We start from the raw sequence: 26,232 nt of genomic DNA on the forward strand, positions 1-26,232 counted from the left end.
CCTGGGGCAGACATGCGCGCGGTGCAGGCACTGCTGGCCGCGCTGCGGCAGGACGGCGTGCGGCTGTGGCTGGAAGGCGGCGAGCTTCGCTACCAGGCGCCCAGGGGCGCGATGACGCAGGAGCGCCTCGCGCAGCTGCGCGCGTGCAAGGCCGAGCTGGTGGACTTCCTGCGGCAGGCGGCGGGTGCGCAGGCAGCCCCGCTGGTGAGCGCGCGGCCGCGGCCCGAACACCTGCCGCTTTCGTACGCGCAGGAGCGGCTGTGGCTGCTGGACCGCCTCGAGAATCTGGGCACGGCCTACCACATCGCCAGCGGCCTGCGTCTGACGGGCCACTTCGACGACCGCGCCTTCGCGCGGGCGCTCGCGGAAATCGTGCGCCGGCACGAGTCCCTGCGCACGCGCTTCGTGGCCGGGCAGGACACAGTCACGCAGGTGATCGACGCGCCCGGCGATTTCGTGCCGCAGCGGCAGGACCTGTCCTCACCAGGTGAGACGGAGCGCGAGCGGGCTGTACTGGAAAAGGCGAGCGCCTTCGTGCGCCAGCGCTTCGACCTGGCGCAAGGGCCGCTGTTCCGCTCACTGCTGCTGCGGCTGGCGCCGGAGGAGCACGTCGCGGTGGTGGTGATGCACCACATCGTCAGCGATGGCTGGTCGATGGGGGTGCTGGTCCGCGAGCTGGGCCTGCTGTACGCCACATATGCCCAGCGCCGGGAGTCGCCGCTGCCGGAGCTGCCGGTGCAGTACGCCGACTACGCCCTGTGGCAGCGCGACTGGCTGCGGGGCGAGGCGCTGGAAAGGCAGGTCACCTACTGGAAGCAGCGGCTCGCGGGCGCGCCCGCCGCGCTGGACCTGCCGCTGGACCATGCACGCCCGCCGGTGCAGAGCTTCCGCGGCGCGAGCGTGTCGTTCACCCTGCCCAGGGCGCTGACCGGGCAGTTGCAGGCGCTGGCGCGCACGGAGGGAGCCACGCTGTTCATGGTGCTGCTGGCGGCCTTCCAGCACCTGCTTGCCCGCTGGAGCGGGCAGGAAGACATCGTCATCGGTACGCCAGTGGCCGGCCGCACGGACCGGCGCACCGAAGGGCTGATCGGCTTCTTCGTGAACATGCTGGTGCTGCGCACCGACGTGTCGGGAGACCCGACGTTTCGCACGCTGGTGGCGCGGGCGAAGGAGACGGCGCTACAGGCCTACGCGCACCAGGACCTGCCGTTCGAGAAGCTGGTGGAGGCGCTCAACCCGGTGCGCGACCTCTCGCGCCCTGCCCTCTTCCAGGTGCAGTTCGCGCTGCAGAACTATCCCGAGGAGGGCTTGCAGCTGCCGGGCCTGCAATTGAGCCGGCTGGACGGCGGCGCTGTCGCGTCCCGGGCCTCCAAGCTGGACCTGTCGCTGTTCCTGATGGAAAGCGCGGGGGGCCTCGAGGCAGTGGTCGAGTACGCCAGCGACCTGTTCGAGGCCGGCACCATCGACCAGCTCGCCGGCCACTATCGCGCGCTGCTCGAAGCCGCGGCGGCCGAGCCGGACCGGCCACTTGCGGACATCTCGCTGCTGAGCGAGGCACAGCGACGCCACATCCTGTTCGAGTGGAACGACACCGCACGTGACTTTCCACAAGGCGGCACGCTGGCGCAGTTGTTCGAGGACCAGGTGATGCGCACGCCCGAGCGCGTGGCGCTCGTCTTCGAAGACCGCAACCTGACGTATGCCCAGCTCGATGCGCGCGCCAACCAATTGGCCCACGTGCTGCGCGTGCACGGCGTCGGCCCGGACAGCCTGGTTGCGTTGTGCGTGGAGCGCAGCCTCGAGATGGTGGTGGGACTGCTCGGCATCCTCAAGGCTGGCGGCGCCTATGTGCCGCTGGACCCCGGCTACCCGGCCGAGCGGCTGGCCTTCATGCTGGAGGACTGTGGTGCGCGGCTGGTGCTGACGCAGGCGAGCCTGCGCGACGCATTGCCCGCGACCGCCATCCCCAGGCTCCTGCTGGATACCGACTGGCCGCGCATCGCAGGAGAACCGGCCACGCCCGTAGCGTCCGGCGCCGGCCCGTTGCACCTGGCCTACGTCATCTACACCTCCGGCTCCACGGGCCGGCCCAAGGGCGTGGGCATCCCGCACGCGGGCATCGTCAACCGCCTGCAGTGGATGCAGGAGGCCTACGGCCTCGGCGCCGACGACCGCGTGCTGCAGAAGACGCCGTTCAGCTTCGACGTGTCGGTGTGGGAGTTCTTCTGGCCGCTGCTGTACGGCGCGCGGCTGGTGATGGCCCGGCCCGGCGGCCACCAGGACTCGGCCTATCTCCGCGAGGTGATCTCGAGCGAGGCGATCACCACCCTGCATTTCGTGCCACCGATGCTGGAGGTGTTCCTGGGCCAGGGCCGCGCCGCGCAATGCGCCAGCCTTCGCCGCGTGGTCTGCAGCGGCCAGGCCCTGCCCAGGGAGCTACAGGAGCGCTTCTTCTGGCTGCTGCCCGGCGTGGAGCTGCACAACCTCTACGGCCCCACCGAGGCCTCGGTGGACGTGACCTTCTGGGCCTGCCGGCCTGGATCGCCGCTGGCTCGCGTGCCCATTGGCAGGCCCATCGCCAACACGCAGATGCACGTGCTGGACCGGCACCTGAACCCGGTGCCGCCGGGCGTGGCGGGCGAGCTCTACATCGCCGGCATCGGCCTGGCGCGCGGCTACGTCAACCGGCCGGAGCTGACCGCCGAACGCTTCATCGCCAACCCCTTCGGCGCGCCCGGCAGTCGCATGTACCGCACCGGGGACCTGGCGCGGTACCTGCCCGACGGCAGCATCGACTACCTGGGGCGCATCGACCACCAGGTGAAGCTCCGGGGCTTTCGCATCGAGCTGGGTGAGATCGAGGCGGCGCTGGCCACCCGGCCCGGCGTGCGTGACGCGGTGGTGCTGGCGCGCGAGGACACTCCCGGCGACCAGCGCCTGGTCGCCTACGTGCTGGCGCAGCCGGGAGCGCGTCCAGCGCCGGCGGAGTTGCGTGACGCGCTGGCGAGCCGCCTGCCGGAGTACATGGTGCCGGCGCACTACGTGCTGCTGGAGGCCTTGCCCCTGAGCCCGAACGGCAAGGTGGACCGCAAGGCCCTGCCAGCGCCCGATATCGGCGCCGTGTCGCGCCGTGCCTACGAGGCACCGCGCGGTGTGGTGGAGGAGAAGATCGCCGCCGTCTGGGCCCGGTTGCTGGGCATGGAGCGCATCGGCCGCGAGGACAACTTCTTCGCGCTGGGTGGCCACTCGCTGCTGGCGGTGCGCATGATCGATGCGCTCCGGCGCGACGGGCTGGCTGTGGACGTGCACGGCATCTTCGCCTCGGCGACGCTTGCGCAGCTGGCCGCGCGGGCGAACGCGGCAGCCGGCGATGACAGCGTTCCGCCGAACCGCATCACGCCGGACAGCGAGGCGATCACGCCGGAGCTGCTGCCGCTGGTGTCGCTGTCACAAGACGAGATCGACGCCATCGTGGCGTGCGTGCCTGGCGGCGTGTCCAACGTGCAGGACATCTATCCGCTGGCGGCGCTGCAGGAAGGCTTCCTGTTCCATCACCTGATGGCGCAGCAGGGCGACGCCTACCTGCAGCAAGCCATGCTGGCTTTCGCGGAGCGCAAGGAGCTGGAGCGCTTTCTTGCCGCGTTCCAGGAGGTCGTGGACCGGCAGGACATCCTGCGCACCGCGGTGCTGTGGCAGGGCTTGCGCGAGCCAGTGCAGGTGGTGTGGCGGCGTGCTCGCCTTGCCGTGGACGAGCTGGAGCTGGCGGGTGCTGAAGGCGATATCGCCGGGCAATTGCGTGCGCGGCACGATCCGCGGCACTACCGGCTCGACCTCCGGAAGGCGCCGCTGCTGCGCTGTGCGGTCGCGCACGATGCGGCGAACGGGCGCTGGCTGTTGCAGGTGCTGTTCCACCACTTGATTGACGACGCCACCTCGCTGCGGCTGATGGTGGCGCAGATCCTGGTCATCCTCGCGGGCCGGCGCGAGCTGCTGGCGCAGCCCGTGCCCTTTCGCAACTACGTGGCCCTTGCGCGGCGCGTGCCCCAGGCCGAACACGAGGCGTTCTTCAAGGCCATGCTGGGGGATGTGGAAGAGCCCACGGTGCCGTTCGGCCTCATCGACACGCGGGGCGAAGGTGTCGGCATTACCGAGGCGCGGCTGATGCTGGAGCCGGACCTGGCGCGGCGCGTGCGGCAGCAGGCGCGGCATGCAGGTGTCAGCGCAGCCAGCCTGATGCACCTGGCGTGGGCCCAGGTGCTGGCGCGCGGTTCGGGGCGAAGCGCCGACGTGGTGTTCGGCACGGTGCTGTTCGGACGCATGCAGGGCGGCGCGGGGGCCGAGCAGGCCCTCGGCCCATTCATCAACACCTTGCCGATCCGCATCTGGCTGGGCAGAGAAGGCGTGCGCGAGAGCCTGCTGCGCGCCCACCGCGGTCTCACCCGGTTGCTGGAGCATGAGCATGCCTCGCTTGCGCTGGCACAGCGGTGCAGCGCACTGCCGGCGCAGGCGCCCTTGTTCACGGCGCTCATGAACTACCGGCACAACGTGGTTCAGGACGGTGCTGGCCAGCCCGAAGAGGGCGGGCTGCGGGTCCAGGTGCTGGAGACCGAGGAGCGCACCAACTACCCGTTGACCCTGGGGGTCGATGACCTCGGCGAAGGCTTCGGCCTGATCGCGCAGGTGGCGTCGGGGGCGGTGATGCCGCAGCGCATCTGCGAGTCCATGCAGATGGCCGTACAGAGCCTGGTGGCACTGCTGGAGGCTTCCCCCGAAACGCCAGTCGACCAGATGGAGGTGCTGCCCGCTCAGGAACGCCGGCGGCTCCTGGTGGAGTGGAACGCCACCACCACCGAGTACCCGCGCGACTCCACCCTCCCCGAGGTCTTCTCCCGGGTGGTGGCACTCAACGCCGACAGGGTGGCCGTGGAATTCGGTGACGTGAAGCTCACCTACCGGCAGCTCGACGCGCGCGCCAACCAACTCGCGCATCACCTGCGCAGCCTGGGTGTGTCCACGGACTCGCGCGTGGCCATGGCGCTGGAACGCTCGGTGGAGCTCATCGTCTCACTGCTGGCCATCCTCAAGGCCGGCGGCGCCTACGTGCCGCTGGATACCGCTTACCCGCGTGAGCGGCTGGCGGCCATGATGGAGGACTCGCGCCCGCGCGTGCTCATCACCACCCGCGCGCTGCTGGAGAAGCTTCCCGCCAAGGGCCTGGCCACCGTGGTATTGGACGAGGTCTCCCTCGCGGGTGGGCCGGTGCACGCGCCGCCCCTGGCGGCCCTGCCCCAGAGCCTCGCGTACATCGACTTCACCTCGGGCAGCACGGGCCGCCCCAAGGGCGTGGGCACAACCCAGGCCTCCGTGCTTCGCACCCTCTTCGGTGTCGACTACGCGCACCTGGGGCCCGACGAGACGTTCCTGCTCATCGCCCCCATCTCCTTCGACGCCTCCACCCTGGAGCTCTGGGGTCCGCTGCTGCATGGCGGCCGCCTCGTCGTCTTCCCACCGCATTCGCCCTCCGACGTGCAGGAGCTGGAGTCGGTGCTGGTGAAGCACGGGGTGACGACGCTGCACCTGACGGCGGGCCTCTTCACCCAGGTGGTGGACAGCCACCCCGGGGCCCTTCGCGGCGTGCGCCAGTTGCTCACCGGCGGCGACGTCGTCTCCGCCCCGCACGTCAAGCGGGTGCTGGAGGAGCTGCGCATTCCCGTCACGGCCTGCTACGGCCCCACCGAGACCACCCTCTTCGCCTCCTGCCACCGCATGTCGGACGTCGCCCACGTGGGCACCTCCGTGCCCATCGGCAAGCCCATCGGCAATACCCAGGTGTACGTGCTGGACGCCTCGGGCCAGCCGGCGCCCGTGGGCGTCACCGGGGAGCTGCTCATCGGTGGTGATGGCGTGGCCCGTGGTTACGTCGAGCAGCCGGCCCTCACCGCCGAGCGCTTCATCCCCAACCCCTTCAGCGCCGCTCCAGGCGCGCGCATGTACCGCACCGGAGACCTGGCGCGCTGGCGCGGGGACGGAGTGCTGGAGTTCCTCGGCCGCGCCGATGCCCAGGTGAAGGTGCGCGGCTTCCGTATCGAGCTGGCCGAAGTCGAGGCCTCGCTGCGTGCGCACGCATCCGTGAAGGACGCGCTGGTGGCGGTGCGCGAGGACGTGCCCGGTGACAAGCGCCTGGTGGCCTACGTGGTGATGGGCGGCACCTCCATGCCGGACACCGCCGCGCTGCGGGTGCACGTGCAGCAACTCCTGCCCGAGTACATGGTCCCCGGGGCCTTCGTGGTGCTGCCCACCCTGCCGCTGACGCCCACCGGCAAGGTGGACCGCAAGGCCCTGCCCGTGCCGGATGCCGCGCGGCCCTCTGCGCCCGCGCGAGAGGAGGAGCCGCCGGCCAGTCCCATGGAGCAGCGGCTGGCGGAGCTGTGGCGTGACGTCCTGCGCGTGCGCACCGTGAGCCGGCGGGACGACTTCTTCGAGCTGGGAGGCCACTCGCTGCTGGCCATGCAGTTGGTGGCCCGCATCCGTGTCGCCTTCAACGTGGAGCTCCACGTGCGCACCCTCTTCGAGGCGCCCACCGTGGCCGCCCTCGCGGAGCGTCTCCAGGGCTCCACCTCTGGCACCCGCGTGCCCGCGCTGGTGCGGGCCCGCCGGGAGGGTCCGCTGCCGCTGTCCTTCGCGCAGCAGCGCCTGTGGTTCCTCGACCGACTGGAGCCGGGAAGTCCCTTCTACAACATGCCCGCCGCGCTCTGGCTGGAGGGCACGCTGGACGCGGGCGCGCTGGAGCACGCGCTGACGGAGCTGATGCGCCGCCATGAGGTGCTGCGCACCACCTTCCAGACGGAGGCCAGCGGTCCCGTCCAGGTCATCCATCCTCCCGCGCCGTTCCACCTGCCGGTGGTGGACCTGTCCGCGCTCCCCGGGGACACACGCGAGGCCGAGGCCCGGCGCCTGGCCCACCAGGAGGCCCGACGTCCCTTCGACCTCGAGCAGGGCCCGGTGCTGCGCGCCATGCTGCTGCGGGTCTTCGATTCGCGGCACCTGCTGCTCCTCAACCTGCACCACATCGCCTCGGACGGCTGGTCCATGGGCGTGCTGGTGCGCGAGCTGGCGTCGCTCTACGCGGCCTTCCAGGAGGGCACACCCTCCCCGCTGCCCGAACTGCCCGTGCAGTACGCGGACTACGCGGTGTGGCAGCGCGGCTGGCTGCGCGACGAGGCGCTGGAGGAGCAGCTGTCCTGGTGGCGCGAGCACCTCACCGGCGCGGCCTCCATGCTGGAGCTGCCCACCGACTTCCCACGGCCCGCGGTGGCGAGCCTGCGGGGCGCCATCCACCGGCGCGTACTGCCGCGCGAGCTGGCCGGGGCGCTCCAGGCGCTGTGCCGCCACGAGGGCACCACCCTCTTCATGGCCCTGCTGGCGGGCTTCCAGGTGGTGCTGTCGCGCTACTCGGGCCAGGAGGACTTCGTCGTCGGCACGGACATCGCCAACCGCAACCGGGCGGAGACCGAGGGCCTCATCGGCTTCTTCATCAACCAGCTCGCCCTGCGCGCTCGGGTGGGTGGCAACCCGTCCTTCCGCGAGCTGCTGGGCCGCGTCCGGGAGGCCACGCTCGGCGCGTACGCGCACCAGGACCTCCCCTTCGAGGAGCTGGTCAAGGCGCTCAACCCCAAGCGCGGCCAGGAAGGAGCCCCGCTGTTCCAGGTGAAGCTGGTGCTGCAGAACCAGCCCGCCACCGAGCTGACGGTGCCCGGACTCACCCTGCGCGGCGAGTCCGTGGACTCGGGCACCTCCCGCCTGGACCTCACCCTGAGCGTCTCGGAGACGGCGCGGGGCCTGGAGTGTGGCTGCGAGTACCGGACGGACCTGTTCGAGGCGGCCACCATCGACCGGTTGGTGCGGCACCTGGGCACATTGCTCCGGGCCGCGGCGGCCTCGCCCGAGGCCCCACTGTCCGCGCTGCCCCTCATGGACGAGGCCGAGCAGCGCCAGGTGCTGGTGGAGTGGAACGCCACCTCGCGCGACTTCCCGCGTGAGGCCTGCGCGCACCAGCTCTTCGAGGCCCAGGTGGCACGCACCCCGCACGCCACCGCCGTGCGCTTCGAGGGCAAGGAGCTCACCTACGTGCAGCTCGACACCCGCGCCAACCAGCTCGCGCACCACCTGCGCGCGCTGGGCGTGCGGCCCGACGTCCCCGTGGCGCTCTGCGTGGAGCGCTCGCTGGAGACGGTGGTGGCCATCCTCGGCATCCTCAAGGCCGGCGGCGCCTGGGTGCCCCTGGACGCGAGCTACCCCGTGGAGCGGCTGACGTACATGCTGCGCGACAGTGCCGCCCCGGTGCTCGTCACCACCGAGGCCCTCGCGGATGAGCTGCCCTCCGGCGGCGGGCAGCTCGTGCTGCTGGACGTGGATGCGCCCCTCATCGAGGCGCAACCGGGCACCGCGCCCGAGAGCCTCACCCACGCCGGCAACCTGGCCTACGTCATCTACACCTCGGGCAGCACGGGCCGGCCCAAGGGCACGCTGTTGCAGCACCGGGGCCTGTGCAACACGGCGCTCAACGCCGCGCGCGCACAGGGCTTCCACTCCGGCAGCCGCGTCCTCCAGTACGCCGCCTTCGGCTTCGATGCGTCGGTGTTCGAGATCTTCGGCGCGCTGATGGCCGGAGCCACGCTGGTGCTCGCGCCGCGCGAGCGGCTGATGCCCGGCGCGCCCCTGCGAGGGCTGCTGCGGGAGGAGGCCCTCACCGCCGTCACCCTGACGCCCTCGGTGCTGGCACAGCTGACGCCGGAGGACTTCCCCTCCCTTGAGACACTCGTCTCCGCGGGCGAGGCCTGCACGCCGGAGCTGGTGCAGCGCTGGGGATCCCGTGTGCGGATGCTCAACGCCTACGGCCCCACGGAGGTCACCGTGTGCGCCACCGTCTCCGAGCAGCTGCGGCCCGGGGAGCGGCTCACCATCGGCCGGCCGTGGGCCAACGTGTGGGCGTACGTGCTGGACGCGGCGCTGCGGCCGGTGCCTCCCGGCGTCCCTGGCGAGCTGTGCGTGGGCGGCGTGGGCGTGGCCCGGGGCTACCTGGGCCAGCCGGAGCTGACGGCGGAGAAGTTCACTCCCGACCCGTTCAGCCCCGAGCCCGGCGCCCGCCTGTACCGCACCGGGGACCGGGCGCGGTGGCTGGCGGACGGCACGCTGGAGTACCTCGGCCGCCTGGACGCGCAGGTGAAGCTGCGCGGCTTCCGTATCGAGCTGGGCGAGGTCGAGTCCGCGCTCCTCCAGCACCCGTCGGTGCGCGAGGCCGTGGCCACCGTGCGTGAGGACGCACCCGGGGACATGCGGCTTGTCGCCTACGTGGTGGCCGAAGAGGGCGAGACGCTGGACGTGGCCGCGCTGCGCCAGGCCCTCAAGCAGCGGCTGCCCGAGCACATGGTGCCTGCGGCCATCGCCGTGCTCCCCGGCCTGCCCCTGACGCCCAACGGCAAGGTGGACCGCAAGGCCCTGCCCACGCCGGACGTCTCACGGCTCCAGTCCGAGCATGAGCATGCGCCTCCAGCGACTCCCGTGGAGGAACAGCTGGCGGAGCTGTGGCGCGAAGTCCTGCACGTGCCCGCCGTGGGCCGGCACGACGACTTCTTCGACCTGGGAGGTCACTCACTGCTGGCCACGCAGGTGCTCTCCCGCATGGGTGCCACGTTCGACGTGGAGCTGCCCCTGCGCTCCCTCTTCGAGGCCCCCACCCTCGCCGCCCTGGCCGAGCGGGTGGATGCCGCGCGCCGGGCCCACGGACAGCCTCGCGTCCCGGAGCTCGTTCCCGCGCCCCACCAGGACGCGTTCCCGCTGTCGTTCGCCCAGCAGCGGCTGTGGTTCATCGACCAGTTCGAGCCCGGCAGCGCCCTGTACAACATGCCCGTCGCGCTGCGCCTGGAGGGTGCACTGGACGTGGCCGCCCTGGAGTACGCCATTGCCCAGGTGGTGACGCGCCACCAGGCACTGCGCACCACCTTCGCCTCGAGCGAGGGCCAGCCCGTCCAGCGCATCCATCCGCCCCCGAGCCTCCCCCTGTCCGTGGTGGACCTGGAGGCGCTGCCCGCCGGAGGGCGCCACGACGAGGCCTGGCGGCGGGTCCGCGAGGAAGCGTCGCGCCCCTTCAACCTGTCCACGGGCCCCATCTTCCGCGTCATGCTGTTCCGGCTCGCGGAGCAGGAGCACGTGCTGCTGGCGGCGATGCACCACATCGTCTCCGACGGCTGGTCCATGAGCGTGCTCGTGCGCGAGCTGGGAGCGCTGTACTCGGCACGCGTCACGGGCACGCAGGCGCACCTGCCTCCGCTGCCCGTGCAGTACGTCGACTACGCGACCTGGCAGCGAGGCTGGCTGAGGGGTGACGCGCTCACGCTGCGGCTGGACTACTGGAAGCGCCAGCTCGGCGGCGCCCCGGCCCTGCTGGAGCTGCCTGGCGACAGGCCCCGCCCCTCCGTCCAGTCGCGCAACGCCGGCTCGCGGCCCGTCGCCCTCCCCGCGGAGCTTTCCGAGGCGCTCAAGGCCCTCTCACGGCGTCATGGCGCCACGCCCTTCATGACGCTGCTGGCCGCCTTCCAGGCCCTGCTCTCCCGCTACTCCGGCCAGGACGACGTCGTCATCGGCTCTCCCGTCGCCGGCCGCAACCGCGCGGAGACGGAGGGCCTCATCGGCTTCTTCGTCAACACCCTGGCCCTGCGCTCGCGAATCGATCCGCGAGCCTCCTTCACCACGCTGCTGCGGGACGTGAAGGAGACGACGCTTGCGGCCTACGAGCACCAGGACATCCCCTTCGAGAAGCTGGTGGAGGAGCTCAAGCCCGAGCGCAGCCTGAGCTACTCGCCGCTCTTCCAGGTCCTGTTCTCCCTCCAGAACCTGCCCGAGGAAACGCTGGAGCTTCCGGGCCTGCGCCTCCGGCCGTTCGAGGCCGCCGACCCGCAGCTCAAGTTCGACCTGGACCTCACCCTGTCGGAGCGCCCCGAGGGCTTCGTGGGAAGCCTCACCTACAACGCGGACCTGTTCGAGGCGGCCACCATCGACCGCATGGTGGAGCACCTGGGAATCCTGCTCCAGGCGGCGGTGACCCGGCCAGAGCAGTCCATCGCCTCGCTGCCGCTGATGGGTGAAGCCGAGCAGCATCGGCTGCTGGTGGAGTGGAATGCCACCGCCACGGACTTCCCAGCGGACACCTGCGTCCACCACCTCTTCTCCTCCCAGGCCGCGCGCACCCCCGAGCTACCCGCCGCCGTCTATGGTGAAGGCCTGCTCACCTATGCGCAGCTGGAGTCGCGCTCCAGCGCGCTGGCCGCGTACCTGGCCTCGCTGGGCGTGCATCCGGGCACCCTGGTGGCGCTGTGCATGGAACGCTCGCTGGAGCTGCCGGTGGCCCTGCTCGGCGTGCTCAAGGCCGGCGCCGCCTACGTGCCTCTGGACCCCGCCTACCCGCGCGAGCGCCTGGCCTTCATGCTCCAGGACACCGCCGCCCCCGTGCTGCTCACCCAGCAGCACCTGCGCGACCTGCTGCCCGAGGGGCCCACGGTGCTCTACCTCGACGCCGGGTGGGTCGCCCCCTCCGGCGGGAGCGCGCTGAGCGTCCCGGTTCCCCCACAAAGCGCCGCCTACGTCATCTACACCTCCGGCAGCACCGGCCAGCCCAAGGGCACCGTCCTCTCCCACCGCTCGCTGGCCAACCACGCCACGTGGATGCGCACGACCTACGCCCTGGGCCCCGGCGAGCGGATGCTCCAGCTCAGCTCCCTGAGCTTCGATGCCTCCGTCGCCGAGCTCTTCGGCGCCCTGCTCACCGGTGCCACGCTGGTGCTGGCTCCCGCCGACGCCCAGCGCAATCCACCCGCGCTGGTGGAGTGCCTGGTTCGCGACGGCATCACCGCCATGCAGTTGGTGCCTTCGCTGCTGCGGGTCCTGCTGGACGAGCCCGGCCTGCGTCAGGCCGCGAGCCTGCGCTGGCTCATCCCCGGCGGAGAGGCGCTGCCCGCGGACGTGCTGCCGCGCGTGCGCCAGGTGTTGCCCACCGTGCAGCTGGTCAACACCTACGGCCCCACGGAGACCACCATCGACGCCACCTTCTGGCGGGTGGAGGGCACGGTGTCCGGACCCGTCGCGCCCATCGGCCGGCCCGTGGCCAACACCCAGGCGTACGTGCTGGACACGCACCTGAGGCCGGTGCCCACGGGGGTGCCGGGCGAGCTGTACCTGGGCGGCGAGGGCCTGGCGTGGGGCTACCTGGGCCGGCCGCACCTGAGCGCGGAGCGCTTCATCCCCAACCCCTTCAGCGCCACGCCGGGAGCGCGCCTGTACCGCACCGGAGACAAGGTGCGCTGGATGGAAGGCGGCGTGCTGGAGTACCTGGGCCGCACCGACTCGCAGGTGAAGCTGCGCGGCCTGCGCATCGAGCCGGGCGAAATCGAAGCAGCCCTCCAGCAGCAGACCGGTGTGAAGGACGCGGCCGTGCTGGTGCGCGAGGACGTGCCCGGCCAGCAGCGCCTGGTGGCCTATGCCGTCGCGGCCACACCGGGCGGGCTCGACACCCAGGCCCTGCGTACCGCGCTCGCCGCGCGGCTGCCCGGGTTCATGGTGCCCTCCGCCTTCGTGGAGCTGGAGGCCCTGCCCCTGACACCCAGCGGCAAGCTGGACCGCAAGGCCCTGCCCACGCCGGACGCCAGCGCGGCGGACCACTACCAGGCGCCCCGGACTCCCACCGAGGAGCTGCTGGCCGGCCTCTTCGCCCAACTGCTGCGCGTGGAGCGCGTGGGCGCGGAGGACAGCTTCTTCGCCCTGGGCGGCCACTCGCTGCTGGTCACCCAGCTGGCCTCCCGCATCCGATCCACCTTCGGGGTGGAGCTCCCCCTGCGCGACCTCTTCCAGGAGCCCACCCTGGCGGGCCTGGCGCGCCGTATCGACGTCGCGCTGCGCGTGGAGGGGCCCAGGGCGTCCGCCATCGTCCCCGTGCCCCGCACCGGCCCGCTGCCGCTGTCCTTCGCCCAGCAGCGGCTGTGGCTCATCGACCAGCTCGAGCCGGGCAGCTCCGTCTACAACCTTCCCACCGTCCTGGGCCTCCGCGGGAACCTGGACGTGAAGGCGCTGGAGAAGGCCTTCACCGCGCTCGCGGAGCGCCACGAGTCGCTGCGCACCGTCTTCACCGCTCACGACGACGAGCTCATGCAGTGCATCCTCCCGGCGACGGAGCTGCCGCTGCCGGTGGTGGACCTGGGCTCCGTGCCCCCCGGGGAGCGTGAGGCCGAGGCCCGTCGTCTGGCTTCCGAGGAGGCCCAGCGCCCGTTCGACCTGACGAACGGGCCGCTGCTGCGGACGGTGCTGTTCCGGCTGGACGCGCGGGAGCACGTGCTGGTGCTGACGATGCACCACATCGTCTCGGACGGCTGGTCCATGGACGTGCTGGTGCGCGAGGTGGCCGCGCTGTATGGCGCCTTCACCTCCGGGAGCGAGCCCCGACTGCCGTCCCTGCCCATCCAGTACGCGGACTTCGCCGCGTGGCAGCGCGGCTGGCTGAAGGGCGCAGTGCTGGAGCGGCAGCTCGGCTACTGGCGCCAGAACCTCGCCGGCACCGCGCCCGTGCTGGAGCTGCCTGGCGACAAGCCGCGACCGGCCGTCCAGTCGTCCCGCGGGGCCTACCAGCCGGTGGTGCTGTCCGGAGCGCTGACGCAGGCGCTCCTGGACCTGTGCCAGCGCGAGGGACTCACGCCCTTCATGGCCCTGCTCGCCGTCTGGCAGGTGCTGCTGGCGCGCTACTCGGGGCAGGACGACTTCGCCATCGGCTCGCCCATCGCCGGCCGCACACGTGGCGAAACGGAAAGCCTCATCGGCTTCTTCGTCAACACCCTGGTGCTGCGCGCGCGCGTGGCACCTCACGCCTCCTTCCGCGAGTTGCTGGCCCACGTGCGCGCCACCACCCTGGCCGCATACGAGCACCAGGACGTCCCCTTCGAGAAGCTGGTGGAGGAACTGCAGCCCCGGCGCACCCTGAGCCACTCGCCCCTGTTCCAGGTGATGTTCTCCCTGCAGAACACGCCGGACGAGGCCGTGCGCGTGGAGGGAGGACCGGGCAGCACCGCGCCGCTGGAGCTGCGCCCGGTGGTCGCGGCGCTTCAGACGGTGAAGTTCGACCTCAATCTCTCCCTGGCCCAGACGCCGCGGGGGCTGGCCGGTACGCTCGCCTGGCGCACGGACCTGTTCGAGCAGCCCACCATCGTCCGGATGGTGGAGCACCTGCGCACGCTGCTGGAGGCCGCCGTCTCCGCGCCCGGCACCCTCGTGGGTGATTTGCCCCTGCTACCCGCCTCCGAACGCGAGCAGCTGCTGGTGCGGTGGAACGACACGCGCCGTGAGCTGCCCTGGGACGGCGCCCTGCATGAGCGCTTCGAGGCCCAGGCGGCACGCACGCCGGACGCGCTCGCTGTTCTTGATGACGCGGCCTTGCACTCCTTCGGTCCGCTCAACCGCCGCGCCAACCAACTCGCTCACTGGCTGCGCGCGCACGGCGTCGGCCCGGAGGTGCGCGTCGCCCTGTGCATGGAGCGCGGCGTGGACATGGTGGTGGCCGTGCTCGCCATCCTGAAGGCCGGTGGTGCCTACGTCCCCATGGACCCCGCCTACCCGCGTGAGCGTCTGGCCTTCATGCTCCAGGACTGTGGTGCGCGACTGGCCCTCACCCAGAGCCACCTGAAGCCGCGGCTCGAAGGCGCTTCCGTGGAGGCCGTGGACCTGGATGACTCGCACGTGAGCGAAGCACTCTCACGCGAGTCCGAGGCCAACCCGTCTCGCGTCACCGCGCCCGCGCACCTCGCCTACGTCATCTACACCTCGGGCTCCACCGGCCGGCCCAAGGGCGTCATGGTGCAGCACGCCTCGGTGATGAACCTGCGCGCCGCGCTCGCCTCCGCCGTGTACTCCGACGTGGAGGGTGCGCTGCGCGTCAGCCTCAACGCGCCGCTGTCTTTCGATGCCTCCGTGAAGCAGCTCATCCAGGTGGCCGACGGCCATGCGTTGTGCGTGGTGCCCCAGACGGCACGCGAAGACGTCGCGATGCTGAAGGCGTGGGTGGAGAAGCACGGCGTGGACGTGCTGGACTGCTCGCCCTCGCACCTGCGCCTGCTGCTGGAAGAGGGCCTGGGCTCCAGCCGTCCGCTGCGCGTGCTGGTGGGCGGCGAGGCGGTGGACGAAGCGATGTGGGCGAAGCTGTCGGCCCACCCGTACATCCGCTGCTTCAACGTGTATGGCCCCACCGAATGCACCGTGGACACCACGGCGCGTGCGGTGCACGGCGCTCCGGGCCAACCCACCCTGGGCGGCCCGCTGGCCAACGTGCAGGTGTACGTGGTGGACGAGCGCATGCAGCCGGTACCCACCGGTGTCCCCGGTGAGCTGCTCATCGGCGGCGCCGGCGTGGCTCGCGGCTACCTCGGCAGGCCCGAGCTCACGGCGGAGAAGTTCATCCCCCACCCCTTCAGCTCCACCCCGGGCGAGCGCCTCTACCGCACCGGCGACAAGGTGCGCTGGCTGGCCCATGGCGAGCTGGAGTACCTGGGCCGCATCGACTTCCAGGTGAAGCTGCGTGGCTTCCGCATCGAGCCAGGTGAAATCGAAGCCGCGCTGGAGGAAGTGGCGGGAGTCCGTCGCGCCGTGGTGCTCGCCCGCGAGGACGCGCCCGGCAACCCGCGCCTCGTCGCCTGGCTCGTCACCGCCGAAGGCCAGGCGGTGGACACGGCCGCGCTGCGCTCCACGCTGCTGAGGAAGTTGCCCGAGTACATGGTGCCCTCGGCCTTCGTCGCCCTGGAGGCCCTGCCGCTCAACACCCACGGCAAGGTGGACAGGAAGGCCCTGCCCGCTCCGGACACCTCCACTGCCTCCGTTACCGCCTTCGTGGCCCCGCGTACTCCCACCGAGGAGGCGCTGGCCTCCATCTGGGCCGAGGCGCTGCGGCTTCAGAAGGTCAGCGTCGAGGAGGACTTCTTCGCGCTGGGCGGCCACTCGCTGCTGGCCACGCAGGTGGTCTCCCGCGTGCGCAAGGCCTTCTCGGTGGAGTTGCCCGTGCGCGCCCTCTTCGAGGCGCCCACCATCGCCGCGCTCGCTCCTCGCATCGACTCCGCCTGGCGTGCCCGGGACGGCGTGCAGCTCCCGCCGCTGGTGCCCGTGCCTCGCACCAGCCCACTGCCGCTCTCCTTCGCCCAGCAGCGCCTGTGGCTCATCGACCAGCTCCAGCCGGGCTCCCACGCCTACAACATCCCCACCGCCCTGCGCCTGGAGGGCACACTCGAGCTGTCAGCACTCCAGCGCGCGTTCGAGGCGCTGGTGCTCCGCCATGAGGCGCTGCGCACCACCTTCCAGTCCGAAGGCGACGAGCCCCGGCAGGTCATCCACCCCACCGCGCTGCAGCCCATGCAGGTGGTGGACCTGAGCGCGCTGCCCTCCGAGCAGCAAGAGGCCCGGGCCCGGCGCCTGGCCACCGAAGACGCCTTGCGCCCCTTCGACCTGGCAGCGGGCCCGCTGCTGCGCGCCACGGTGCTGAAGCTGGCGCCCGGCGAGCACGTGCTGCTGCTGTGCATGCACCACAGCATCTCCGACGGCTGGTCCATGGGCGTGCTGGTGCGTGAGCTGGCGGCCCTGTACGAGGCCTTCCTCCACAACCAGCCCTCGCCGCTGCCCCAGCTGCCCGTGCAGTACGCCGACTACGCGGTCTGGCAGCGCTCCTGGCTACACGGCGAGACGCTCCAGGCGCAGCTCGGCTGGTGGAAGCAACGGCTCGCCGGCGCTCCTCACGCGCTGGAGCTACCCACCGACAAGCCGAGGCCCGCGGTCCTCTCGAACCTGGGCGCCTCGGTGCAGGTGGCGCTACCGTCCGGGCTCAGCGAAGCGGTGGAGTCCCTCGCGAAGCGCGAGGGCGCCACGCCCTTCATGGTGCTGCTGGCCGCCTTCCAGGCCCTCCTGCGGCGCTACTCGGGCCAGGAGGACGTGGTGGTGGGCTCGCCCATCGCCGGCCGCCGTCACGCGGAAACCGAGGGCCTCATTGGCGTCTTCATCAACACCCTGGTGCTGCGCGCCCGCTTCACCCCGGAGCTCACCTTCCGCCAGCTGCTGGCCCAGGTGCGTGACACCACGCTCAGCGCCTACGAACACCAGGACGTGCCGTTCGAGAAGCTGGTGGAAGAGCTGCAGCCCGCCCGAGACCTGAGCCGCGCGCCGCTGTTCCAGGCGATGTTCGTCCTGCAGAACACGCCGCGCACGGAGCTGGCGCTGCCCGGCCTCACGCCGCGGAGCGTGGAGGTCGACGCCGACGCCGCCCAGTTCGAGCTGAGCCTGAGCCTGACGCGCACGGCGGACGGCTACCGCGGCGGGCTCGTCTTCAGCACCGAGCTGTTCGAGCGCTCCACCGCCGAGCGCCTCATGTCGCACCTCCGGCTCCTGCTGGAGGGGACCCTGGCCGCACCGGACGCGGCGCTGTCCGCCATTGCCTTGCACACGGCCGAGGAGCACCAACGCCTGCGGGTGGAGTGGAACGCAGCCACGGCCAGCTTCCCGCGCGAGGCGTGCCTCCACACCCTCTTCGAGCAGCAGGCGGTCCGCACGCCGCGGGCCCCGGCCGTCCAGCTCGGGGACCTGGCGCTGTCCTTCCACGAGCTCAACGCCCGCGCGAATCAGCTCGCCTGGCACCTGCGCTCACTGGGAGTTGTCCCCGACATGCGTGTGGGCCTGTGCCTGGAGCGCACGCAGGACGCCATCATCGCCCTGCTGGCGGTGCTCAAGGCCGGTGGCGCGTTCGTGCCCATCGACCCGGCGGCGCCCGCGCAGCGCAGGTCCTTCGTCCTCGAGGACTGCGGAGCCTCCGTGCTGCTCACCGTGCAGCACCTGGCCGACGCATGGCAGCCCCAGGTGAAGCATCGGGTGTGCCTCGACACCCAGGCGGCAACGCTGGCAGCCCTGCCTCGGGACAACGTGCCGGCGTCGGCCACCGCGGACAACCTCGCCTACGTCATCTACACCTCGGGCTCCACCGGCAGGCCCAAGGGCGTCATGGTGCAGCACCACTCGTGGCTGCACCTGCGAGCGGCCACCGCCCAGGCCCTCCATGCAGGCCAGACGGAGACACTGCGCTTCAGCGTCAACGCACCGCTCTTCTTCGACGTCTCCATGGAGCAGATACTCCACGTGGTGGACGGCCACTGCCTGTGCCTGGTGCCCGAGGACACCCGCAAGGACCCGGAGGCGATGCTGGCGTGGCTGGAGCAGCAGAAGGTGGACGTGCTGGACTGCACGCCCGCCCAGCTGACGCTGCTGCTGCAGGCGGGCCTGCTGGAGAAGGCCTACGTGCCGCGCATGGTGGTGTGCGCGGGCGAGGCCATGGGCGAGGGACTGTGGCAGCCGCTGTCGCGCACGGCCCGCACGAAGACCTTCAACGCCTACGGCCCCACCGAGTGCACGGTGTACGCAACGAGCTGGTGCGTGCAGCAGTCCGCGGTGCCGGTGCCCGTCATCGGCCGGCCGCTGCCCAACCTCCAGGCATACGTGCTGGACGAGCGGATGCAGCTGGCGCCGCTGAGCGTGCCGGGAGAGCTGTACCTCGCGGGTGAAGGCCTCGCGCGCGGCTACCTGGGCCGGCCGGACCTCACCGCCGAGCGCTTCGTGCCCAACCCCTTCGGCACCGAGCCCGGCGCACGGCTGTACCGCACCGGAGACAAGGCGCGCTGGAGGCAGGACGGCACGCTCGAGTACCTGGGCCGGCTGGACTTCCAGGTGAAGGTGCGCGGCTACCGCATCGAGCCGGGCGAAATCGAAGCCATCCTGCGCACGCACGCGTCGGTGAAGGACGCGGTGGTGATGGCACGCGAGGACGTGCCGGGCGACCAGCGGCTGGTGGCGTACCTGGTGGCCTCCGGCACGTCCGAGCTGGACACCTCCGCCCTGCGGACGGCCCTCAAGGAGCGGCTGCCGGAATACATGGTGCCCTCGGCCATGGTGGTGCTGCCGGCCCTGCCGCTGAATGCCAACGGCAAGGTGGACCGCAAGGCGCTGCCCGCACCGCAGCGGGCCGAAGTGCCTGCCGCGACCCTGCTGGCGCCCCGAGACGCACTGGAGTTGCAGCTGGTGCGGCTGTGGGAGTCGGTGCTGGGCGTGCAGCCGGTGGGCGTGCACGGCAACTTCTTCGAGCTGGGAGGCCACTCGCTGCTGGCCGTGCGGCTGATGGCCGCGGTGCGGGAAGCGACGGGCCGCCATCTGCCGCTGGCCGCGCTCTTCCAGGCGCCCACGGTGGAGCAGCTCGCCGCGCTGCTGCGCCGGGAGGACCCGGGGGTCTTCTCGCCCCTGGTGCCCTTCGGAGTGCCAGCCACCGGTGACGCCAGGCCCTTCTTCTGCGTGCACCCGGTGGGAGGCAACGTGCTGTGCTACGCCGAGCTGGCTCGGCTGCTGGGGCCGCAACAGCCCTTCTACGGCCTGCAGGCGCGAGGTGTGGATGGCAGCAGCCAGCCGTTGGGCTCCATCGAGGAGATGGCCTCCGAATATGTGAAGGCCCTGCGCTCGGTGCAGCCGTCCGGGCCCTACCACCTGGGCGGCTGGTCCATGGGTGGCGTCATCGCCTACGAGATGGCGCGACAGCTGCGCGAGCGCGGCGAGCAGGTGGCCCTGCTGGCACTCATCGACTCCTACGTCCCGACGGCAACGGTGGCGAAGGAGCCAGAGCCGGACCGGGTGCGGTTGGCGGCGATGTTCGCGAGAGACCTGCTGGGGACGTCCCTGGCTGAGCTGAGCGTGGACCTGACGCCGCTGGCGGGCCTGGAGCCGGAGGCGATGCTGGAGCGGCTGCTGGAGCTGGCGGCGGGCGCGGGAGTCCTGCCTCCTGGGAGGAACTCCGAGCACGTGAGGGCGCTATTCCGCGTCTTCGAGGCCAACCTGCACGCCTCGCGGCACTACATGGCTCCAACCGGCGAAGGCCGGACGGTGCTCTTCAAGGCAACGGACAGCGCGGAGGGATTGCCCGAGGACGGTGGCTGGACGGAGCTGGTGGGTGAAAGCCTCGAGCGGCATCTGCTGACCGGCGACCATTACACCCTGCTGCGGGCTCCGGCGGTGCGCGAGCTGGCCGGGTGGCTCCGCGATGCGCTGAAGGCCTCGCGATAGAGGAGCGAACGTGCGCCCGCGTCCCCGCTCGTAAGCCGTAGCCCAGGCAGTACGAGCCGTACCCATCGTGCCGATTCTCGTCCCCTTGACTCAGGCGTCAGGCGTCAAAGGACCCTGGCGCGCGCGCCCAACCGGGCCTCCATCCTCCTCATGCTCCACTCCGGGGGCCTGGCCGTCGAGGCACGCCAGGGAGCGTCCCTCAGTACGTGTTGAACATCTGCTGCACCCGCTTCGGGTCGTTCGTCTCTGTCAGCGCCAGCTGGGCCAGCACCCGGGACTTGGCTGGATTGAACTCACCGGAGGCCACGAAGCCTGTCTTGTCGTCATTGACCTCGTTGTTGCGCAGGACCATGCCGGTGGGCACGCGCGTGCTCCGCACGACGAGGAGTCCCTTCTGTCTGGCCCACCGCTCGAGCGCCGCCAGGGCGCCCTCCGTCATGTTGCCGTCCCCCACGCCGGCAATGACGATGCCCCTGGCGCCGCCGCGCACCGCCGCGTCGATGAGGTCCGCGGACATGTTCGCGTGGGCGTAGAGGATGTCCACGCGGGGCAGCTTCTGGAGCTTCTCCACGCTGAACTCCGAGCGCACGGTGTTGCGTTTGTCCATGCGCTCGAACCAGGCAATCTTGCCCGTGTTCACGAGGCCCTGGGGACCCCGCTCGGGGCTGCTGAAGGCCTCGACGTTGGTGGTGTTCATCTTCTCCACGTTTCTCGCGGCGTGGACCTCATCGTTGATGACGACCAGGACTCCGCGGTTGCAGGCCCCCGGGTCCGCCGCCACCGCCACGGCGTTGTAGAGGTTGGCCGGGCCATCCGCGCTCACCGCGGTGGCCGGTCGCATGGAGCCCACCAGGACCACCGGCTTGGTGCTCTTGACCACGAGGTCGAGGAAGTACGCCGTCTCCTCCATCGTGTCCGTGCCGTGGGTAATCACCACCGCGTCGACGTCATCGGACTGCAGCAGCTCGTTGACCCGGTGGGCCAGGCGCAGCCAGATCTGGTCGTTCATGTCCTGGCTGCCGATGCTGGCGACCTGCTCGCCCGACAGCGTCGCCAGCTCCTGGAGGTTCGAGACGGCGGCAATCAGGTCCTCGACCTTGAACGCGCCCGACTTGTAGCCGTACTCCGTCTGGCTCGCCTGGGCGCCGGCGATGGTTCCTCCGGTGGCGAGGATGTGCACGCGCGGCTTGGGCCTGGGCCTGGACTCGGTCGCCGCGGGCGGCGTCGCGGTGGTGGGTGCCGCGGGGGCCTGGGGTGCGGCGTACGCGACGCAGGCCAGGGCGCACAGCGCGACCGGCAGGGCCCTCAGGACAGGGGAAGGGAAAGCTCGCATGACAGGGTCCTCCTCAGTGGATGGGGTCCTTTTCTCGCTTCCACCGCTCGACGGCGGTCTCCACCAACTCCTTGAGGTGCCGCCCTATCTGCGGGTACGCCTCGTCCTCGAGGTTGGCCAGGGAGACGCGCGCGGACCACGGTGGCCCATGGAAGCCGCTCCCGTTCAGGAGCACCGTGCCGTAGCGCCGGGCCAGCGCGAAGACGACGTCCAGCGGGTCCCGGTGCCGCTGCACGTAGTCCATGAAGTCTTCCCCGATGTACTTGCGGCACCAGGCCTCGAGGTCCAGCGTCTGGTAGTACGCCGTGCCCAAATCGTTGGGCTTGAGCTCCACCCCCAGCCCCCGGAACAGCGCCGCGAGGCGCTCGTGGCAGATCTGCCTGCAGCGCTTCTTGTAGGCGTCGTCCTTGTCCAGGAGCGCGAACGCGGAGAAGAGCATCATCATCTGTTGCTGGGGCAGCGACAGCCCCGCGGTGTGATTCAGCGCGACCGAGCGGCTGTCGGCGACCAACCGGTCGATGAACGGAAGCTTCTCCGGGTGGGTGGAGATGGAGCGGTAGCGGGCGTGCACCTCGGACGCCGCCCCCGCGGGCAGTTGGGCGAGCAGCGTGTCGGCGACGTGGTGCTCGTGCATCGCCACCACGCCCAGCCGCCATCCCGTGCACCCGAAGTGCTTCGAGTACGAGTAGACCAGGAGGGTGTTGTGCGGGAGCTCCGCGGCGAAGGAGCGGAAGCCCTCGACGAAGGTGCCATAGACGTCATCGGTGAGGATGAGCAGGTCCGGGCGCCGGGTGCGGACCAGCTCCGCCACGCGGGCGAGCGTCCGGGGACGGATGGCCACCGCCCCCGGGTTGGCCGGGTTGACGAGGAAGAAGGCCTTGATTCGCGGGTCCGCGAGCTTGTCTATCTCCGCGTCCGGGTACTGCCAGGTGTGTCTCCCGTCCGAGTCCATCTCGCTCTGCTCGATGGGCACCACGTCGAACTGGTACTCGGAGAGGTGCGGTATCTCCAGATAGGGGGTGAAGATGGGCGTGCCCAGGGCGATGGTGTCGCCCTTGTTCAGCAGCTTGTTGGCGCAGAGGGACTGGAACAGGTAGCTCATCGCCGCAGTGCCACCCTCCACCGCGAACAGCTTGAAGCGGCCCGGGGGAGGACGTCCGGCGCACAGCTCCCGGGCCAGGTAGGCCTCGACGATGCGCTCGGCGTGCACCAGCATCCGGTCCGGCACGGGGTAGTTGTCACCGGTGAGGGAGTCCACCATCTCCCAGACGAACGCGTCCGCCTCGAAGCCCAGCTCCCGCACGCCGAGCTCGAGCGTTCCGCGCAGGAGCTCCACCCCGGGCCCGGGTGGGCAGGTGTCCAGGAAGCGTTGGAAGCGCCGCGCGATGTCCACCGAGTGGGGCATGCCGGCGAGCCCCACGTCCGGCTCGTTCCAGGTGCGCCGCGCCTCCGACATGGCGAAGGAGCCGAGCAGGAAGAAGGACTCCCGCGGCGTGGTGGCAATCCAATTCGGGTTGCCGCGCCCGGCGTTGAGCATCACCGCCGCTCGGGTGCGGATGGACTCCTCGGCAATCTCGATGAGCAGGTCCTTCAGCTCGAAGGGGCTGAGCATTTCGAGCGGCTTGTCTTCTGCCTCATGCGCTTGCATGTCGGGCTCCTCAATCCAGGCTGGCCAGCAGGTAGCAGCCGAGCGTGACCACGATGTTGCTGATGGCGAAGGTCACCGGATAGGAGAGCGCGGGGACGGTGCTCTCCGTGTCTTCCTGCGCGGTGCGCAGGCCGGGGCTGCTGCACCGCGCTCCCGCGATGGCGCCCTCCAGCAGCCCCGCGTTCATGTGGTAGCGGTACTGGCCCACCACCCACCCGACGACGGGAGGAATCAGTCCCGCCACCAGCGTGCCGATGGCGATGGGCCCGAGCACCCCGGCGCGGACGGACTGAATCACGCCCGCGCCGGCATTGAGCGCGGTGACGGCGATGAAGACGTTCAGCCCCAGGTCCTCCAGGAGCTGCCGCGCGGGCTCGGGAAAGGGGCCTCCCAGGCGCGGGTCTCGGGTGCGGAGCGTGGACAGGACGATGCCGGTAAGGAGCAACCCCACGGCCGAGCCGAGGCTCAGCTTCAGGCCGAAGAGCGGAATCGGCAGGGTTCCGAGGAACGCGCCGACGGACAGTCCCAGCGCCAGGGTGACGATGTCCGTCGCCATGCTGGGGCGAACCACGCGGCCGCCCAGCGCTTCCGCGAGCTGGTGGATGCGCAGCTGGCTGCCGGTGATGCGGAACACGTCGCCCCGCCGCACCACCGTCTCGGGGCCGTGGGGAATCTCCGCGCCGCCGCGGAAGAGCGCGTTGAGGAAGAAGCCGTGCCCCACCGTCCGCATGAGCTCCCCCACGCGCTTGCCGACGGAGCGCTCCGTCTGGGCCACTACCTCCACGGTCTCCAACCCCACCGCACGGAGCACGGCGTCGGGGACCTCGGGCCCCACCACCTGGGGGGCCTTCACCATGGCCGCCAGCGGGCCGCTGACCACCACCAGTCGCCGGGCCGCAGCCGCAGCGAATCACTCAAGTCGAGCGGCTGCCCTCCACGCTGCACCCGCTCGAGGGCCACCTGCGGGAAGCGCTCCCGCAATTGCGCGAGCGTCTGCCCCGCTCCCTCCGGGTTCTCCAGCCGGAACGCGCGCACCTCCAGCGACTCGGCGTCCGGCGCCAGCGCGAGGGCCGTGCCGGGGAGCGGATGCGCCTCTCCTGCTTCGAGTTCTCGCTGATACGCCTGGGCCTCCCGCTTCACGTCCCGTCCGAACCAGCGTGGGAGGACCTTCATCATCAAGACGAAGAGCACCAGGCTCACGCAGTAGCCGAAGGCGAACGCGGTGGACAGGTTGGCGAGCACGGTGGGGTCGCCCGCGTGCTCGCGCAGGTACACGTCCTTGGCGGCGCCGAGCCCCGGGGTGGCGGTGTTGGCGCCAGCGAAGATTCCGGGCGCAAGCCCCGGGGCGAGGTGGAGCACCGCGCCCAGGCCCACCATCAGTCCCGCTGAGAGCAGGGGGACGAGCAGCCCCAGCACGATGAAGGCACGCGCGTCGCGCCGCAGGCCGGAGAGGAACTGGGGGCCGACCTTCATGCCCACGGCGAACATGAAGAGGTTGAAGAAGAGCGTGCTGGCGAAGTCCGGCACGGAGAAGGTGACGCCGCGGAGGCTGGCCCACAGGCTGAGCCCCAGGCCCAGGATGAGCGTGGACGCGGTGGCGCCCAGGTTGAAGCGCCACAGCGTGACGCGGCCCAGGGCGTAGCCTACGGCGACCGTGGCGAACAGGAGCACGAAGGGTTGGTTGGCCAGGAACGCGAAGACGGGGCCGAGCAGGCCCGTGGCCTTCGCGGCGCTCGGGAGGTCTCTCGCCAGCAGGCGCACCAGCAGGATGCCGCTGAGCGCGAGCCCGGCCCACGCGGCCAACCGCAGTGCGTGGGCACGGTCGCGCATGGGGGTGGCGCTGGGCATCCGGGGGCTCGGGAGTTGAAGGCTCGATTCGTCCTACAGGCTGGGCATGGAGGGCCCCGCGCGCCATGTGCCAGTACGCGCGGTCCCGGCGCCCGGCTGGCTACGACTCCAGGGCAGCTCCCTCCAGTCCAACCCGGCGCCAGCGATGGCGCGGCCCTCCGCGTCGGAGCGTGGAAGCGCTGCCACCGCGAGCCATCCCAGCGCACGTGCGCCCGCGTCCCCGATGTGATGCACTTCCGGGGTGCTCGAAAGCGTCACCATCGATCAGCTCCGGACGCTCCGTGCGGTCGCGGAGGAAGGAAGCTTCACCGCGGCGGCCCGCCGGCTCGGACAGGGACAGCCCGCGGTCAGCCAGGCGATGAAGCGGCTCGAGAAGCAGCTCGGCCTGCGCCTCTTCGACAGGAGCAGCCGGGTTCCCCGGCTGACCGCGAAGGGCGAAGCCGTCGTCGCCGCGGCGGAGCGGCTTCACGATGACCTCGCCGTCTTCCAGACGTTGATTGGCCGCATCAAGAGCGGAGCGGAGACGAAGCTCTCGCTCGCGGTCGACGCCATGTTCCCGACGAGCGCGCTGCTGGCCTTCATCCACGAATTCGCCAAGGCACACCCCGGCGTGGAGCTGGCGCTCGAAATCGAGTTCCTCGCGGCCGTGACGGCGCTCGTGCGGGAGCGGCGGGCCACGCTCGGCATCGCGGGGACGGACCTGGACCTCTCGGGGCTGGAGCAGCGTCCCATCGCCCATCTGCGGATGATTCCGGTCGCCGCGCCGTCACATCCCCTGGCTGCGGGGAAGGACGTCATCACGGATGAACGACTCGCCTCCGCCGTGCAGATCGTCCTCACCGAGCGCACGCCGGCGGGCCAGCCCGGCTCCTCGGACCGGGGCGTCTTCTCGCCCCGGACGTGGCGGGTCGCCGACCTGATGACCAAGCATGCGCTCATCGTGGGCGGGCTTGGCTGGGGCCACGAGCCCGAGCACCTCGTGCGTGAGGACCTCGCGGCGGGGCGGCTCGTGGAATTGCGGCTCGCGGCCTGGGAGGGCGGACCACCCCCACGGCACTCGCTCTCCCTCGTCCGTCGCAAGGGCTCGCCGCTCGGGCCCGTGGCGACCTGGGCCTCCAATCGCCTCACGAGCCTCTGCCAGGAGGCGCTGGGCGCCGCGGCCCATCACACGCGGTGATGAAAACCATCATGCGCCCGGCGGATTCCAGTCGGGGCACGCGCTCTTACTGTACTTGTC

The 26,232-nt window shown here is 71.1% G+C and carries 6 protein-coding genes; 2 read left to right on the forward strand and 4 right to left on the reverse strand.

Going from position 1 to position 26,232, the window contains the following annotated elements; all coding sequences use genetic code 11:
- Positions 1–12: 12 nt before the first annotated feature.
- The gene (locus OV427_RS47460) at positions 13–20,166 is read left to right on the forward strand and encodes a non-ribosomal peptide synthase/polyketide synthase (RefSeq protein ID WP_267862874.1); all 20,154 of its coding nucleotides are present in this window, start codon (positions 13–15) and stop codon (positions 20,164–20,166) included.
- A 199-nt stretch (positions 20,167–20,365) separates the two neighbouring features.
- On the opposite strand, the gene OV427_RS47465 is transcribed toward OV427_RS47460, so the two are convergent.
- From OV427_RS47465 to OV427_RS47480, 4 genes are read right to left on the reverse strand one after another with little or no spacing between them, the layout of a single operon-like run.
- Positions 20,366–21,499, reverse strand: a complete 1,134-nt coding sequence (locus OV427_RS47465) for a type II asparaginase (protein WP_267862875.1) — start codon at positions 21,497–21,499, stop codon at positions 20,366–20,368.
- Positions 21,500–21,512: 13 nt separating this feature from the next.
- Positions 21,513–23,147 (reverse strand): aspartate 4-decarboxylase, encoded by a 1,635-nt coding sequence (gene aspD, locus OV427_RS47470; protein WP_267862876.1) that lies wholly within the window; start codon positions 23,145–23,147, stop codon positions 21,513–21,515.
- A gap of 10 nt (positions 23,148–23,157) precedes the next feature.
- Positions 23,158–24,003: a hypothetical protein gene (locus tag OV427_RS47475; protein ID WP_267862877.1), complete on the reverse strand. Its 846-nt coding sequence runs from the start codon at positions 24,001–24,003 to the stop codon at positions 23,158–23,160.
- Positions 23,997–24,995, reverse strand: coding sequence for a hypothetical protein (locus tag OV427_RS47480; RefSeq protein ID WP_267862878.1), 999 nt, complete (start codon positions 24,993–24,995; stop codon positions 23,997–23,999). Before OV427_RS47480 ends, OV427_RS47475 begins: the two co-directional genes overlap by 7 nt.
- A gap of 241 nt (positions 24,996–25,236) precedes the next feature.
- Between OV427_RS47480 and OV427_RS47485 the strand changes: the two genes are divergently transcribed.
- Positions 25,237–26,172: a LysR family transcriptional regulator gene (locus tag OV427_RS47485; RefSeq protein WP_267862879.1), complete on the forward strand. Its 936-nt coding sequence runs from the start codon at positions 25,237–25,239 to the stop codon at positions 26,170–26,172.
- Positions 26,173–26,232: the final 60 nt, after the last annotated feature.

It is taken from the genome of Pyxidicoccus sp. MSG2, assembly GCF_026626705.1.
Classification (GTDB): Bacteria; Myxococcota; Myxococcia; order Myxococcales; family Myxococcaceae; genus Myxococcus.

What these genes read in the sequence shown, in the direction of transcription:
- OV427_RS47460 (WP_267862874.1), top strand. Translation starts at nt 13, where the DNA reads ATGCGCGCGGTGCAGGCACTGCTGGCCGCGCTGCGGCAGGACGGCGTG.
- OV427_RS47465 (WP_267862875.1), bottom strand. Translation starts at nt 21,499, where the DNA reads ATGCGAGCTTTCCCTTCCCCTGTCCTGAGGGCCCTGCCGGTCGCGCTG.
- aspD (WP_267862876.1), bottom strand. Translation starts at nt 23,147, where the DNA reads ATGCAAGCGCATGAGGCAGAAGACAAGCCGCTCGAAATGCTCAGCCCC.
- OV427_RS47475 (WP_267862877.1), bottom strand. Translation starts at nt 24,003, where the DNA reads ATGGTGAAGGCCCCCCAGGTGGTGGGGCCCGAGGTCCCCGACGCCGTG.
- OV427_RS47480 (WP_267862878.1), bottom strand. Translation starts at nt 24,995, where the DNA reads ATGCCCAGCGCCACCCCCATGCGCGACCGTGCCCACGCACTGCGGTTG.